Below are 14,723 nucleotides of genomic sequence, written 5' to 3' on the forward strand. Positions count from 1 at the left end.
GTCACTCCTCGCTCCGCTGCCCGCCGGCCGCCGCCGCGCCCAGGTAGGCGGCCCGCAGCGCGGGGTCCGCCGCCAGCTCGGCGGCGTCCCCGGACGCCTCGACCCTGCCGTGCCGCATGACGAGCCCCCGGTCGGCGAGCGCCAGCGCCTGGCCGACGCGCTGCTCGACCAGGATCACCGTAAGGCCGTGCTCGCGGAGCCGGTCCACCACCGCGAACACCCGCTGGATGATCACGGGCGCCAGGCCGATGGACGGCTCGTCCAGCAGCAGCAGCCGGGGTTCGCGCATCAGCGCCTGGCCGATGGCGAGCATCTGCTGCTCCCCGCCGCTGAGCACCTCCGCGTAGGCGTCCATCCGCTCGCCCAGCACCGGGAACAGGTCGACGACCCGTTCCGTCCGCTCCCGCTCCACCCCGCGCCGGTTCGGGACGTTCCAGAGCCCGAGCCGCAGATGCTCGGCCACCGTGAGCCCGGTGAACAGGCGCCTCCCCTCGGGGATGTGGACGAGGCCGTGCGCCACGATCCGCTCGGGGCTCCACCCGGTGATGTCGGCGCCGGCGAACCGCACCGACCCGGACGTGGGGCGCAGCAGCCCTGAGACGGTGCTGAGCAGGGTGGTCTTCCCCGCTCCGTTGCCGCCGACCACCGCGAAGATCTCGCCCGTCCGGACCGTGAGGTCCACCGAGCGGACGACCGGCACCGCCCCGTAGCCGGAGCTCAGCCCGGACACGCTGATCAGTTCCTCGCCCTGCGCCGTCATGCGGGTGCCCCCAAGTACAGTTCGACGACCCGCGCGTCGCCGAGGGCCTCCTGCGGCGCCCCCGACGTCACCAGCTCGCCCCGGTCCAGGACCGTCACCACGTCCGCGACGTTCGCGACGAGTTCGATGTGGTGTTCCACCAGGACGACGGTGGTGCCGGCGTCGCGGATCGCGCGGATCAGGCGTCCCAGCGCCTCCAGCTCCCGCGGGGTGAGCCCGGCCGCCGGCTCGTCCATCAGCAGCAGGCGCGGCCGCGCCATCAGGGCCCGCGCCACCTCCAGCAGCCGCTGCTCGCCGTGCGGCAGCGCGGCGGCCTCCTCGTCCGCCCGCCGGGCCAGGCCGTGGCCGGCCAGGAGCCGGTCGGCCTCCGCCACCAGCGCGGCCCGCTCGCGGCGGGCCCGCGGCAGCCGCAGGACGGTCGCCGGCCCGCCCGCCCGTTCGCGCGCGTAGGCGCCGAGCAGGACATTGTCGCGCAGGCTCGACGCCCCGAGCAGCCGCGGCGTCTGGAAGACGCGCGCGACACCGCGCCGGGCGAGCCGCTCGGCGGTGGCCCCGCTGACGTCCTCGGCGCCGAGGAGGATCCGTCCCTCATCCTGCCGCAGCAGGCGGCTGATCACATTGAGCAGGGTCGTCTTCCCCGACCCGTTCGGCCCGACGATCGCGTGCACCTTGCCGGGCTCGATGGTGAGGTCGACGCCGCGCAGGGCGTGCACGCCGCCGAAGGACTTGCGGACGCCGGACAGTTCGACGCCGAGCGGTTCGCCGCGCGGCGGCCCCACCTCCGCGGCGTCCTCCACGGCGATGTCTTCCACGGCGGCGTCCTCCACGGCGGCGTCCTCGACGGCGGTGTCCTCCACGGCATCGGCGGCGTAACCGGAGGCAGGCACGCGGCCGCTCCGGTAACGCGCCCGCAACTTGTCCCACGCCCCCGCGATGCCCTGCGGCGCGTAAACCATCAGCACGAGCAGCGCCGCGCCGTAGATGAGGCCGCGCCACTCCGCCAGGCCCGTCAGCAACTCCGGGAGCGCGAAGAACAGCAGGGTGCCGATGATCGGGCCCGCCAGGCGCGCCGCGCCGCCGATGATGACCACCAGCAGGAAGAGGATCGAGAAGTCGAGCGTGAAGTCGTCGGGCGTGACCAGCCCGTGGTGGACGGCCAGCAGCGCCCCGCCCATCCCGGCGGTGGCGCCGCCGCAGGCGAACGCGAACAGCTTCGTCCGCGCGGGGCCGACGCCGACGCTCCGCGCCATCTCCGGCGCGTCCCGGACGGCCATCATGCCCCGGCCCAGGCGGGAGTCGACGATGTTGCGGACCATGACGAACAGTACGACGTTCACGGCGATGACCAGCCAGAGGACGTCCCGCTCCCCCAACTCCCACGACCCGATCGCAGGCCGCGGTATGCCGACCAGCCCGGACCAGCCCCCGGTCAGCCCCTCGAACTCGACCAGCAGGCTGCGCACCGCCATCGCCGCGCCGAGCGTCACCAGGGCGATGTACCAGGACGACAGCCGGAACGCGGGAAGCGCCATCAGCGTCCCGGCGGCCGTGGTGACCACCACCGCCGCGGGGGCCGCCGCCCAGAACGCCCAGCCGTGGTCGACCATGAGGGCGCCGGTCGTGTAGGCGCCGACGGCGACCAGCGCGCCCTGGCCGAGCGAGACCTGGCCGGTGTAGCCGAACATGATGTTCAGCCCCGTCCCCACCACCACGTAGATCGCGGCCGTGGTGGCGAGGTAGGTGATCGTGGGGTCGCCGCTCACCAGCGGCAGCACGGCGGCCGCCGCCAGGAGGACGAGCCAGGGGGCGGCACGCCGCACGGTGCCGGACCGGGTCCGGAGGATTTCAGACATGACGCTGCACCGCCAGACCGCGCAGGCCGTTGGGCCGGACCAGCAGGATGAGCAGCATCGCCGCGAACAGTACGACCGACTGCGAACCGGGCGAGGCGTAGGCGGCGCCGGCGGCCTCGACGGTGCCGAGCACCCACCCGGCCACCAGCACACCGCGATTGTCGCCGATCCCGCCGACCGCCAGGGCGGCGAACCCCTTGATCAGCAGGCCGAGGCCCATCGTCACCGAGGCCAGCAGCAGCGGCGCCGCCAGCACTCCGGTGAGCCCCGCCAGGGCGCCGCCGAGCAGGAAGGAACGCCGGGTCAGCGCCCTCGGGTCGATGCCGCGCAGCCGGGCGCCGTCGCGGTCGGCGGCCACCGCGCGCAGCGCGGTGCCGAGCCGGGAGCGGTCCAGCAGGCCGAGCAGCAGCACCACGGCGACGGCGACCGCCACCACCGCGACCTGGTAGCTGGAGAACCGGACCCCCGCCACGTGATTGACGTCCAGGGACAGCGGCCACGGCGGCGCGACGGTGCTCGGCTGGTCCGTCCAGAGCCGTCCGGCGGCCTCCGCGATCAGCAGCGAGAACGCCAGCGTGGTGATCACCCAGCCGGCGGCGTGGGACGACCGGCGCAGCACCGGGGTGACCGCCACCCGCTCCTCGGCCAGCGCCACGACCGCGACGACTGCCATCGCGCAGACCGCGGCGATCCCCCAGGGGAGCCCGCCGATCGGAGTGGCGGCCATCAGCATCGCGCCGATCATGATGAGCTCGCCCTGCGCGAAGTTCACCACGTTCGTCGGCCGGTGCAGCACGTTGAAGCCCATCGCGACGAGGCCGTACAGGCTGCCGAAGACGAGCCCGGCGACCAGGATGTCGGCGATCATCGGACGGTCACACCCCGTCCGCGCGCCGGCGCAGGACCCCGCCCAGGCTCTCCGGCTCCTTCGCCGACATGAGGGTCCCGATGGTGATGTCCTCGTCGGCGATGCCGGAGTGCCGCTTCGCGGTGAACGACACCTTCGCCCGGATGCCCTGGTGGCCGCTGACCTTGTCGAGGGCGGCCTTGAGCTTGGCCGGATCGGTGCTCTTGGTGTCCCCGACGACCTCGGCCATCAGCATCATGTAGTCGTAGTAGGGGCTGGTCACCGCCGAGTACCCGAGGCCGGCGGTGTCCGGGTGCTTGTTGATGCGCTCGACCAGCTTGCGCACCTCCGCGGACGGCTTCTCCTGGTCGGTGTAGGTGAGCCCGCGGTAGGTGGTGCCGAAGAAGCCGTCGAGCAGCGGGCGCGGGAACTCGCCGAGCGCGTCGATGTAGTTGAGGTCGTGAGACACGATCACCGGGTGGAAGTCGCTCGCCGCCATCGCCCGCAGGATCAGGACCGTCGCCTGCGGCTGGCCGGTGAACAGCCCCAGCCCGTCCACGCCGGCGCGTTCCAGGTTGCGGACGAACGGCGTCATGTCGGAGGCGTCCACCTCGAACACCTCGACCGCGACCGGCTTGGCGGAGTAGGCGTCCCGCAGCGTCCGGACGACGGCGTCCCGGATCGAGGTGCCGAACTCCGAGTTCTCCACGATGATGCCGATCTTGCGCAGCCCGCGGACCTCGTGCAGGAAGCGCGCCGCGACCCTGGCCTGCTGCGCGGTGTTGTAGACCAGCTGATAGTGGTGCGGGAAGCGGTCGCCGTCCCCGAGCAGTTCCGCGCCGCCCCACGCCGACTGGATCAGCTTCGCGCGGGAGAGCGCCGTCACCGACGCCAGCACCTGTGAGCTCCCGGTCGGGCCGACCACGAAGGTGGGCTCGTCCCGGATCAGCCGCTGCGCCACCGCCGGCTGGCTGGCCGGGCTCCCCTTGTCGTCGTGCTCGGTGACCTGAACGGCCTCCCCGAGCAGCCCGCCGGCCGCCTTGATGTCCTCCAAGGCGAGCCTCGCGCCGACGTAGATCGGCTTGTAGGCGGCGGCGAGCCGGCCGGTCTTCGGCTCCACCCACCCGATCCGGGCGGCCTTCGCCCCGCCGCCCCCAGAACTCCCGCACGCCGCCGTTCCCAGCCCGACCACGCCGAGCGCGGCGGCGGACGCGGCGCCCGCCAGGAACCCGCGCCGGGACATCCCGTCCGTCCGGTAAGTGACCAAGGCCGCCTCCTCGATTTGGTGTATGAACGTTTGTATACTTCCCCCCGATCCACGTCAAGGGACGTCTGGCAGTTCCCGAAGGCCCGCGAGCCGTGCGGAGAACCCCAGAAGCCCGGCCCGAGCGATGGGTGGGCCAGGTAGCGGGCCTTGGCGCGGAGTGGAAGGTCACCGCCGGGTCGAAGTTCGACAGGATCTCTGGGGCTGGCCCAGATCTCGTGATTCGGCAGCGGCGCCCGCCCGTGGCCTACTTGCACGACGGCGACCTCGGCGCGTCCAGCTGTCCAACTGCGTCCGCAACATCGAGCCCGGACGGTCCGCCTCGCGCGCAGAGGGGGGATCCTGCACGCCGCCGAGATCCAACGCGAGCGCGAGCTTCCCGCCGCACCGCAGCACTACGCGCAGCCGATTCGGACACCCGCAGTCATGGTCAGATCGACCGATTCTCGTGAACTCGTTGCGGCAAACATCTTCATGGACTGGTCTAGCAAGATGCAGCGCTGGACGAAGCTCAACGATCGCCAACTGGATGTTCTGCGGCGCATCGACACCGGCACTGACCCGGTGACCCGCCGAGATCACGACCTTGCACACACCGTGTACGCGCTGCGGCGACGAGGACTGGTGACCACGCCGATCGAAGACGGCACCTGGCGGGCCGAGATCACCGAAGCGGGCCGCCACTACCTGGAGCACGGACGCTTTCCGGAGACGACCGAAACGCCGCCGTCATCCGTCAAGCAGCCGATCGTCACCGCGGCCGCACTCGTTCGGCAGTTGCGAGAGGAAGGCACCGTCCGCGTGCTCCAGCCAGACGAACGCACCCGCGCCGCCTACCGGAAGGCCATACACGCGATCAAACAGGGCGCTCTGGTGCCGGAGGGGTTCGAATTGCTCCACACCGGTCGATCGAGCGGCGACCTGATCATCCGACTCTCGGACGGAAGCCCAGAAGCTCAAACCGAATGGAACCGCATCCGGCTCGGCGCCCGAGACCTGGTCAGCGACCCCGCTGGCCTGGCAGGGATGCTCGCGACCAACCCCGAAATTCTCCAAGTCTCCGAAGGAGAACGGCAACGGGCCCTGCGGATCGTCCAGTCCCTGGCCGGCGAGGCCGAACAGCGCGGCCATCGACTCGCTCTGTCACGGAAACGCAAGCCACGTGGTCTCTTCCTGCAACTGAACGGCGGGCACCGTTTCGATGTAGCGCTCAGCGAAGAGCACGAGGAAATGGAGCTGGTACCTGATGTGCCAGGAAAGCAGCAACGCCGCCTGTATTCCTGGCAGCGGGTAGAACCCGAGGTCATATCGAAGCCGACCGGCCGACTACGGCTCACCCTGACCGTTCACCACGGCAAGGACGTGACATGGACGGACAACAACAAATCACGCCTCGAAGCCCGCTTGCTAGACATAATCAAGAAGGCAGAGGAGGCCGCAAAGGACGCAGAGCATCGAAAGCAACAGGCCGAACGAGAACACGCGGAATTCCTCGCGGAACTAGACAGAGAGAAGGCCGAGACCGAAGCCCGCTGGCGAGCCGCGATGGCCCAGGCAACGGAACAAGTAACCGAAGAACATCGACTCCGGGTCCTCACAGTGCTCCGGGAAGGCTGGAACTCGGCCCGGGAGATCCGCGAACTGTGCGACGCGTTGGACACCGCGAACTCAGGACACCCGAACCACGTAGAGGCGGCCCAGATCCGATCCTGGCTCGACTGGGCGCGTGCGCTCGCCGATCGGCTGGACCCGGTCAAGAACCTCCCTCGCCTGGCCGACTCCCAGTTCGAGTTCGAGCCACAACCCGACGATCTACGCCCCTACCTCGGAGACTGGAGCCCAGAGGGCCCATACCAGGAATACCGCCGCCCCCACTCAGGAACACAGCAGTCCGTCAGCGACCTCTACCGGGAGGGCTGGAGATACGGACGCCCAGGTCGCGCGCAATGGTGGCGGCGATAGCGTGGTGGCCCTTTCGCCGCAGCGCGGCGACGGCGGCTTCCACCACCGCACCCAGCCGGTCGACCTCGGCTCGCAGCGCCTCCAACTCGTCGTAGCGGTCGGTGGCCTCCTCCCCGCACCACTCGTGCAGGACCCGAGCGACGGCCTCCCAGCGTTCGAGCTTCCGCGAGGTACGGAGCCTGCCGTACGTTGCATTCTCGTGCTCGTCCCGAACCTCCGCCATCCTGTGGAGAACAGCCGGCAGCACGTCATTGGGTCGCCGGAGCGCGATCCGTGCCGCGATCCGCATCGTCATGGGCCAAGCCGCGATGTAGGTGCCGTGCCTGTCCCTGAAGCCGTCCGCGCCATCGCCCAGTTCCGCCTCGTCCCACCCCAGCCATTCCGCTGCCTTGGCCGGCTCGGCTACCTCGAGAACACCCGCCCCCGGTTTGGTCGCCCGAAAGCGGAACAAGCCGGTTGCCTTGACCGCGTTGAACACGTGCTTCGCCGCCTCGAGGGCCGCGGTTCCAAGGGCATGCTCCGAATTCTTGATCGCGGCTTCCAGGCGCTCGTCATCACGCCGCACCCTCTCCACCTCGGCCCAGGTCACGGGCAACCGGTCAGGTGAAACCCACTCCTGGACGCCGGCATCCTCACCATCGAGCAACCGGACATGCACACAACCCGGGCGCCGCGGATGATCCAGGTACACGATCTCCACACGCACCAACCTCCCGCCACGAGTGTCGCCGCCGTCCCGGTATGCCCAGATCTCGCCGATCTCCATGAAGCCCATTGAAGACGCGCCACACCATCGGGCGGCGACTCCAACACGATTTCGTTATGGGCACTTTGGTGAGCCCGGCACGTGAACACCGTGGCCCCAGCCGTAGCACGGCTTCCGGACCGACCATCTAGCGCTGGCCGGCATCAGCCTCGAACCGACCCGCACCCGCTCAAGCCGCCGAGCCGAAGGAGAAACTTGACCATGTCTCTTTTCGGCATTCCCGCAAGCGACGGTACTGTTGAGCCCGCACGCAGGCGTCCGTATCTGCGTGCGGGCTCACATCAATCCGACCGTTCAGCTACAGACTATGCACCAACCGGAATGCGGTAGGGCGCACCGAGCGGTGAATGGGCGGGCCATGTGCTGTCGGGGCGTGTCGCCCCACCGACACGAACACCCATGACTGTCACACGTTCGGTGGCCGTCCATGCTTGCTCGTTTTCTGCCGGCGGTTCCGAACCGGACTGGCGCGGAGCGGGATGTGCCAGCACGGAAATGGCGCCGAATGTGGACAGAGCGGTATAGCCTGACACTGAGAGCACGGATCTGATACGAGAGGCTCCGGACTTTTAATCCGTAGATTGCGGGTTCGAGCCCCACGCGACCCGCCACCCCCGACCAGGGCAAACGCGAGACTGCCAGGCTTGCCCACCGCCCGACTTGTCCCAGTTTGTCCGCGTGGCGGCTCGGCGGCTCGGCGGCTCGATCCGGGCCCGCGCCCACCCAAGCCGGTCATGTCGCCCACAGCTCCAGCGGTCAGAGCCACCAGAGCAGTCGGCAACGCGCTTCCGCGGGCGTGCATCCGCAGGCTCGCGACCTCGCCCGCGCGGCATCGTTGAGCTTGCTGACGGTCCGATCGACGCCGACCGCGTCGCTGTCCTCGGCGGGCGGCAGCGGTGTCGGCGGTCCGCGGCCTTGCGTGCTCCGCAGGTGGCCAGCGCGCTCAAGTCGGCGGTGAAGGGAGCGCTTGCTACGCGGCCGCCGACCGGCGCCTGCCACTTTCAGCAGCCGGCCCTGCGCCCCGCTGGAGCCTTCCCTCGGCGGGGCTTGGGATCACAAGGCATCATCGGGAGTTCACTTGCGGTCACATGTCCGGTTTTCCCTTGCCGGTAACTCCCGGATGGAACCGGAGTCCTTGGGCGTTCCTCTGAGCCTCGCACCACGCCGTCGGCATCGCACGCCAGCGGCGGGGACGGGTCATGCGGACACGTGCCCGTGACTGCGCGACTATGCCCCCACGAGGCACCGGCGGGCCGGCTCCCCCTTGGGCAGTGCGTAGATCCAGCGGCAGATCGCCTCGTGAGCCACCCTCACCTACTGGTCACCGGGGATGGTCTCGGCGACCTTCCGGCCACCTGCAGGGGTGACCAGCCATGCTTGGGCAGCTCCATGACGGCCGGTGGTCCTGGATGCGCTATACCGTGGACCAGAAGCTGGCGTTCGTGTGCGCGCTCATGAGGCGGCCCTACCCGCGGTCAGTGGGAACTGGGCGCCGGTGAGTCGTTCGGAGACCTCCCAGAGTCGTGCGGCGGTCTCAGAGTCATTCGCCAGGGCGCCGGGTTCGGCGAGTCCGGCCGGGCCCCGCACACCGCCAAAGCGGCTCGGGCCGGTGAAGCTGCCAGCGGGGACATCGCCGGTCGCTGCCAGCAGGGTTGGGAGCGCGCCTCCTTGCGGCCCGTGCGCGAGGATCGGTGTGCTGATCGCCATGAGGGCGTCGAAGAGCCGGTTGCCGCTGGCGATCCGGAACCCGGTCGATGCCCATCCGGGGTGCGCGGCGGTGGCGATCACCGGTGAACCGACGCTGGTGAGCCGACGCTGCAGTTCGGCCGTGAACAGTAGGTTGGCCAGCTTGGACTGGCCGTAGGCGCCGAAGGGTCGGTAGGGGCGACGCTCCCACTGCAGGTCGTCGAAGTCGATCTGCGCCGAGCGGTGGGCGCTGGACGAGATCGTCACGACGCGGCCCGTGATGCGGTCCAGCAGGAGGTTCGTCAGCGCGAAGTGGCCGAGGTGGTTGACACCGAATTGGCTTTCGAAGCCGTCTCGCGTCTCCTGGCGGGTGGCCGTCATCGCGCCGGCGTTGTTCACCAGAACGTCGACCGGTTCGTGCACGCCTTCGGCGAAGTCGCGGATCGAGGCGATGGAGGCCAGGTCGAGGGTACGGACCTCGGCTGACCCTCCCATGTCGCGGGCCGCCAGGCGACCCTTTTCGTGGTCGCGGACGGCGAGGATCACGCGTGCGCCCCTGTTGGCGAGCGCTGCGGCCGCGGCCTGTCCGATGCCGCTGGCGGCGCCGGTGACCACGATGGTCCGGCCGGTCTGGTCGGGGATCTGTGCGGGAGATGAGAGAGTGGGCATGGCGCCAATGTATCCACTGACTACTATGTTGTCAATGGAAACTTTTTGTAGTCTGACGCCATGACCTCGCCTCGTCCGTATCATCACGGCAACCTGCGTCAGGCGGTGCTGGATCGCGCTGCGGTGAAGCTCCGCGAGAAGGGGGCGGCAGAGCTTTCCCTTCGGGAGCTCACCGGCGAGATCGGAGTGAGTCATGCCGCCCCGCGCCGGTACTTCCCGGATCGCCAGGCGCTGCTCGATGCGCTCGCGGCCGAGGGGTTCGCACGGCTGGGTGCGCGACTTCGAGAGGCTGCCTCTGCTGCGGACGCCCCTGCGGGGCAGATCCGTTCGATCGCGAATGCCTACATCGGCTTCACCGCCGCTGAGCCTAATCTGGTCGAGTTGATGTTCTCGCACAAGCACGGTGCGGCAGGGGTGGCCATCGCTCACAGCGCTGTCGAGGCCTTCGCGCCCATCCTCGAGGTGTTCCAGCATGCCCAGGCCGAGGACGGCTCCGGCGCAGAGCGGGCGAGTGTGATCTTCCTCGCCACGTTCCAGGGCTTGGCGGGCTTGATCAGCTGCGGCGTCGTTCGCCCGGACCAGGTCAAGGACCTCATCGCCGATGCCGTCGCCCGGTTCACCGGCCCGCACGCTGAACGTTCGGACGAAAGCGAGCGGTCCGCCTGACGGCCACGAGCCGCAGCGCTGACGGAGGGGGCTGAGCCGAGAAGCCGGGGCGGGTCAGGATCAGCATGCCGACTCGCGCGCCATGGTGCGCCGCACCCACGCCGCGAACAGGAGCACTTGGGTAAGCGGTGTTCCGTTCACTATGACGGACGACCGCACGGGCTGGAACTCGGGCTCCGCTTAGTCCCAGGATGAGATGACCGCCCTGGTCGCCGCGGCGGCCGACCGCGGCGTCCCGGCCACACAGCACCGCTACGGCGACGAGGGCACCAAGCGGGCCGTCCGGGCGGGCGTCCGCAGCATCGAGCACGCCAACCTCGCCTCGTCCGAGACGGTGAAGATGATCGAGGACGCGGGCATCTTCGTGGCGCCGCCCCAGTAAACGATCATTGATGACGCCCGGAACGCCTACAACCAGAGACACTGGACGGGCGAACCTGCCTTCAAGCCCCGCACGTTCCAGACGTGCCAGCAGGCGCTGCTCAACAGCGTCGAGAATCTCGCCGGCAGCGATATCAAGGTCGCCTTCGGCACCGACGCCGGCATGTTCCCCCACGGCGACAACTGGCGGGAGTTCCCGATGATGGTCTCCAACGGCATCACCCCCGCCCGCGCGCTGGAGGCGGTCACCACCGTCGCCGTCGACCTGCTGGGCCTGGACGACCTCGGTGTCGTCGCCGAAGGCAAGACCGCCGACATCATCGCCATGCCCGGCGCCCCCTTCACCGACATCCAGGTCACCGGGCGGGTCGACTTCGTCATGAAGGAAGGCCAGGTCCACAAGCGTCCCGAACACGCAGCGGCCGACTCCGAGGGCTGAGGGAGGAAGGCCGCGCGGTGTGGCGGTGGCGTCAGGAAGCGGATGGCCCGGTGGTGTCGTCCTGTGCCATCGGTACGGGCCTACGCGTGGGCGTGGGCGCCACGTCACCGGAGGCCCAGCGGAACCCCACCGCGCGGTGCCGTCCGGAGGCCCTGGTGACCGGGCACATCCCGGCGAGCGCGGCCACCGAGTCGGGCCCGGCATAGGCGGCTCGGCAATCACCCCCACTCGGCCAGGATCTGAGCGGCGTTGATCCGCCCAGATCGAGGCAGCGAGGTGAAGATCTCGCCGTCGGGGTGCTCGACCAGGCGGGCAGCGACGGACTTGTCGAGGTCCTTCAAGGCAGCGTTGACGGCCTTGAGTACCGAGACCAGCGCGAGCACCGCGTCGCGCAGCGCCGGCGTCAACGTCTCGTCCACCGTCCCCGCCGGTGCGGTTCGCAGCCGCACCACCAGCTCGGCGGGCGACCGACGACCGGAGTAGGAGTGCTTGGCGCAAAACGCGGCCATACGTGCTTCCCCCAGGCGGGCGGCCGAAGCCGCGGTGGGATAGCGGGTGAGGAACTCCAGGCTAATCGGGGACTCCAGGTCGGCGAACAGCGCTTTTGGCGCCAGGCCAGTGGGCCTCCAGCAGGGCCGACAACTGGTTGATCGCCGTCACGCGCATCCCCACCACGTCTTCGCGGGTGCGCACCACGGTCCGCACCGCCTTGGTCTGGCTGGAGTAGGGCGTGACGACCTGCAGCCGATGTTGCCGCAGCCGCAGGTACTCGGCAATCACCGCGGCGCCCCCGGCGTCGGACTTGGCGCCCGAAAGCACCTCTCCCTCCCGCCAGGTCTTGATCGCGTTCGGGCTGACCGGCACGACCGCATGCCCGGCCTCCAACAGCAGGTCGACCAGGCGGCCGTTGGGCCGTTCGATCGCGACCGGCACCAGCTCGGGGTCACCGAACTTGGCCAGCCGACGCACCAGCTGGGCGATGCCGTCCGCCGAGTGCCTAACGGTGAACTCCGACACGACCTTCCCGGCCTCGTTCATCACGCATACCGCGTGTTCGGCCGCCGCCCAATCGATCCTGACAAAGAACAACGCCTCACCCAGCGCGAGCGACAACCCGGCTCCCCTGGTGGAGGTGACATCGACGGCATCGACTCGGCGACGAGGCCGGCTCCCGGGTGGTCACTAAGCGGGGCTATGCGGCGCATCTTCCTGTTGCCGATCCGCGGCCCCGGATAGGGCCGAGGGCGGCAGTGTGTATGTGGCCGTTATCCGGCGACCACTCCAGGCCGTCACCTCGGCCCCCGCCGAGTCTCTCCGCCAGACAGCAGAGGTGCCTGGCGACAGCCATGGTGCCCTGGTGACCACTCCGCTGGACGTGACCCGAGCATGGTGCACCTTCTGGCAGTACACGGCACAATGAAACCTGACTCGGCTCGTCGATCGCAGGAGACAATGGGTGGCACAAGCGGGTTCGAAATCCGGACTTCCGGATAACTTTCTATATGCGATAGCCAAAGCCGGAAGTCCTGATTCTCCGGCGGTCCGCATGGTGGTCGAGCGGGTTCGCGCCATGGACGCGAGCTTGCAACGCGACGACCTGCTGCTGGTCCTCCTATGCGAAACGCTCACCGAAGTGGCGCCCGAGTGGATGCTAAGGACGGCAACGGAAACCGACCTGGGGCGGGAGGTCGGGACTCATCGCTCTGATTCGATGAAGTTGGCTGCGGCGGCGCTCTCTCATCCATCCTGCAGCGATGCATTGCGCGAGGAATTCCTGGCCCGCTGCACCGCTCCTCAGCTTGCAACTCTCGGACGTGCGGACAGTACCGACGCGATGGTACAAGCCATCGTTACGGAAATCCAGAGGCGCGGACCGCACGGACAACCGATGACCCGGGAACTATCGGAGAAGCCAGGCACAGCTCAACTCATTCTGCGTGAGCCGGGACTGCACGATGACGTCTTTGCTGCGGCGGTCGCGCTCTTGCCCCGGCGTCCCGAAGTTGGCGAGGATACTGGGGGCGACGCCGAGTGGGAGGCGTTCGAGCAGGGTATGCAGGCGTGGCAGGAGATGTGGGGACGGTTGGTCACCGTCCATGTTCATCGACACCGCGAACTCGTTGACCGAACACGGGACACGCCGACCCAGTCCATCATTCGTAACCATCTCCTGGGAACCATTCCCTGGAACGTGGACCAGGCTCTTCTCGAGGAACTCGCCGCAGAAGATCTGGCGCGTTTCGAGCGCAGCGTGTTGATCACTCGGCTATGTCGGACCGCGCGGGACGGCGCGTCCGCCGAAGAAGCGCGTGCCCTGTTCGCCGACAAGCTTGGCGCTCTGACCGCAGATGACCGGCATCATGTGGAGGAATACCTCACCGACACCGATTTTCTGCTGGAGTTCGGGTGCCGGTCCGCGGTTTCGTGGACGCGGCGTGCAGCGGACCACACCTGGCGTTACCTGCTCAATCCCGCGGAGGCGACGAACCGCTATGGCGATCCGAGAACCTGGCGTGCATCGGAAGACTCACTAGCCGAGCTCGGTCGCCGCTTTGCCGCAGCAGCGGTACGGGCCTTGGAGCTCTGGGAGGCGCCGGACTCAAGGAGGTATCGAGAACGCGAGGACATCCGTTGGGTACATGCCATGCTGCTTCACCTCCCTCACCTCACGGACGAGGTGAGGGCCAAGGTGCGGCTCGTGCTCCAGGGTGGTCGGCAGGTTCCCGAAGACCGGTGGAGGGCGGGACGCATCCTCGGGTGGAACGACGAGCGACGACTGTCCGAACTGCACGCGGCGATCGAGCGGATCATCGCGGACCCAACGGTGGCCAGCCGGGAAAAGGCACTGGGCGATCCTCGCCGAGTGAGCGCCCGGGACCTCGCGGCGACGACCGACGACGTCCTGCAGGACTATCTCAGTCGGCACACCGATGACGTGCTCGTAGAGAAGGCGTTGCTCTCCTTTGCTCACCGTCCACGCTCACAGCTTGCCTTTGCCGACGTGCTCCACCGGCACCCGGCACCACAGACCGCGATCTTGCAGATCACGATGGATCTGCGGAGCCGGCTCGGTGGGGGCCCCAACCTTCGCGAGGCGTGGACCCGTACGGTCTTGGCCCTCCCCGACTGCTCCGACGAGTTGGTTCGTGCCCTGCCCGCGTGGACCGTCCTCTCGATCGGGGGAGGCAGCGGGTACTCGCCTCCTCTCGAGGCCGTCACCTCGGTCGTCATGACCGCACTAGGTGAGGACGAAGCGGCCTGGGCGCGGTTCGCCGCGAACCCGTCCTCTCATGCAGGACCGAATGCCTGGCTACAGCTCGGCGAGATCCTCGACGCATCACGATCCGGCACACCGTGGCCGAACCCTCGGGCGCCCAGGCGGCCCTGAGGACTGGACACCTCCACCTACGAAACGTGTCCGTGCAAGGTG

General features: G+C 69.0%; 13 protein-coding genes. 5 read left to right on the forward strand and 8 right to left on the reverse strand.

Features of this window, described 5'->3' with window-relative positions:
• Nucleotide 1 precedes the first annotated feature (1 nt).
• Genes HUT06_RS26090 through HUT06_RS26105 form a run of 4 tightly spaced genes read right to left on the reverse strand, consistent with a single transcriptional unit; the run spans nucleotide 2 to nucleotide 4,727 of the window.
• Entirely contained in the window at nucleotides 2-760 is a 759-nt protein-coding gene (locus HUT06_RS26090) for an ABC transporter ATP-binding protein (RefSeq protein WP_176198128.1), read from the reverse strand.
• Nucleotides 757-2,613: an ATP-binding cassette domain-containing protein gene (locus HUT06_RS26095; RefSeq protein ID WP_176198129.1), complete on the reverse strand. Its 1,857-nt coding sequence runs from the start codon at nucleotides 2,611-2,613 to the stop codon at nucleotides 757-759. Before HUT06_RS26095 ends, HUT06_RS26090 begins: the two co-directional genes overlap by 4 nt.
• Nucleotides 2,606-3,481, reverse strand: coding sequence for a branched-chain amino acid ABC transporter permease (locus tag HUT06_RS26100; RefSeq protein ID WP_176198130.1), 876 nt, complete (start codon nucleotides 3,479-3,481; stop codon nucleotides 2,606-2,608). The genes HUT06_RS26095 and HUT06_RS26100 overlap by 8 nt, the downstream gene beginning before the upstream one ends.
• 7 nt (nucleotides 3,482-3,488) lie before the next feature.
• Nucleotides 3,489-4,727, reverse strand: a complete 1,239-nt coding sequence (locus HUT06_RS26105; protein WP_176198131.1) for an ABC transporter substrate-binding protein — start codon at nucleotides 4,725-4,727, stop codon at nucleotides 3,489-3,491.
• A gap of 423 nt (nucleotides 4,728-5,150) precedes the next feature.
• Between HUT06_RS26105 and HUT06_RS26110 the strand changes: the two genes are divergently transcribed.
• A complete protein-coding gene (locus tag HUT06_RS26110; protein ID WP_176198132.1) occupies nucleotides 5,151-6,686 on the forward strand; it encodes a cell envelope integrity protein TolA in 1,536 nt (511 codons plus the stop codon).
• Here the strand turns inward: HUT06_RS26110 and HUT06_RS26115 are convergent.
• Nucleotides 6,619-7,452 carry a PE-PGRS family protein gene (locus HUT06_RS26115; protein ID WP_176198133.1) on the reverse strand — a complete coding sequence of 278 codons (834 nt, stop codon included), beginning with the start codon at nucleotides 7,450-7,452 and terminating at the stop codon, nucleotides 6,619-6,621. The two genes, HUT06_RS26110 and HUT06_RS26115, sit on opposite strands and share 68 nt — an antisense overlap.
• A 1,452-nt stretch (nucleotides 7,453-8,904) precedes the next feature.
• Entirely contained in the window at nucleotides 8,905-9,807 is a 903-nt protein-coding gene (locus HUT06_RS26120; protein WP_176198134.1) for an oxidoreductase, read from the reverse strand.
• A gap of 60 nt (nucleotides 9,808-9,867) precedes the next feature.
• On the opposite strand from HUT06_RS26120, the gene HUT06_RS26125 reads away from it, so the two are divergent.
• The 3 genes from HUT06_RS26125 (at nucleotide 9,868) to HUT06_RS44785 (ending at nucleotide 11,293) form a co-directional block, all read left to right on the forward strand.
• Nucleotides 9,868-10,473, forward strand: a complete 606-nt coding sequence (locus HUT06_RS26125; RefSeq protein WP_176198135.1) for a TetR/AcrR family transcriptional regulator — start codon at nucleotides 9,868-9,870, stop codon at nucleotides 10,471-10,473.
• A gap of 196 nt (nucleotides 10,474-10,669) precedes the next feature.
• Nucleotides 10,670-10,855, forward strand: coding sequence for a hypothetical protein (locus tag HUT06_RS44030; RefSeq protein WP_217711461.1), 186 nt, complete (start codon nucleotides 10,670-10,672; stop codon nucleotides 10,853-10,855).
• A 96-nt stretch (nucleotides 10,856-10,951) separates the two neighbouring features.
• The gene (locus HUT06_RS44785; protein ID WP_302931888.1) at nucleotides 10,952-11,293 is read left to right on the forward strand and encodes an amidohydrolase family protein; all 342 of its coding nucleotides are present in this window, start codon (nucleotides 10,952-10,954) and stop codon (nucleotides 11,291-11,293) included.
• A 218-nt stretch (nucleotides 11,294-11,511) separates the two neighbouring features.
• On the opposite strand, the gene HUT06_RS44035 is transcribed toward HUT06_RS44785, so the two are convergent.
• Nucleotides 11,512-11,802, reverse strand: coding sequence for a hypothetical protein (locus HUT06_RS44035; RefSeq protein WP_217711462.1), 291 nt, complete (start codon nucleotides 11,800-11,802; stop codon nucleotides 11,512-11,514).
• 61 nt (nucleotides 11,803-11,863) lie between these two features.
• Nucleotides 11,864-12,406: a transposase gene (locus HUT06_RS44040; protein WP_217711463.1), complete on the reverse strand. Its 543-nt coding sequence runs from the start codon at nucleotides 12,404-12,406 to the stop codon at nucleotides 11,864-11,866.
• Nucleotides 12,407-12,749: 343 nt separating this feature from the next.
• Between HUT06_RS44040 and HUT06_RS26140 the strand changes: the two genes are divergently transcribed.
• Nucleotides 12,750-14,681, forward strand: coding sequence for a hypothetical protein (locus HUT06_RS26140; RefSeq protein WP_176198136.1), 1,932 nt, complete (start codon nucleotides 12,750-12,752; stop codon nucleotides 14,679-14,681).
• The last annotated feature ends 42 nt before the right edge of the window (nucleotides 14,682-14,723 follow it).

The organism is Actinomadura sp. NAK00032, assembly GCF_013364275.1.
GTDB lineage: Bacteria > Actinomycetota > Actinomycetes > Streptosporangiales > Streptosporangiaceae > Spirillospora.

Coding starts and splice junctions, on each gene's coding strand:
- HUT06_RS26090 (WP_176198128.1), bottom strand. CDS start 760: ATGACGGCGCAGGGCGAGGAACTGATCAGCGTGTCCGGGCTGAGCTCC.
- HUT06_RS26095 (WP_176198129.1), bottom strand. CDS start 2,613: ATGTCTGAAATCCTCCGGACCCGGTCCGGCACCGTGCGGCGTGCCGCC.
- HUT06_RS26100 (WP_176198130.1), bottom strand. CDS start 3,481: ATGATCGCCGACATCCTGGTCGCCGGGCTCGTCTTCGGCAGCCTGTAC.
- HUT06_RS26110 (WP_176198132.1), top strand. CDS start 5,151: ATGGTCAGATCGACCGATTCTCGTGAACTCGTTGCGGCAAACATCTTC.
- HUT06_RS26115 (WP_176198133.1), bottom strand. CDS start 7,452: ATGGAGATCGGCGAGATCTGGGCATACCGGGACGGCGGCGACACTCGT.
- HUT06_RS26120 (WP_176198134.1), bottom strand. CDS start 9,807: ATGCCCACTCTCTCATCTCCCGCACAGATCCCCGACCAGACCGGCCGG.
- HUT06_RS26125 (WP_176198135.1), top strand. CDS start 9,868: ATGACCTCGCCTCGTCCGTATCATCACGGCAACCTGCGTCAGGCGGTG.
- HUT06_RS44030 (WP_217711461.1), top strand. CDS start 10,670: ATGACCGCCCTGGTCGCCGCGGCGGCCGACCGCGGCGTCCCGGCCACA.
- HUT06_RS44035 (WP_217711462.1), bottom strand. CDS start 11,802: ATGGCCGCGTTTTGCGCCAAGCACTCCTACTCCGGTCGTCGGTCGCCC.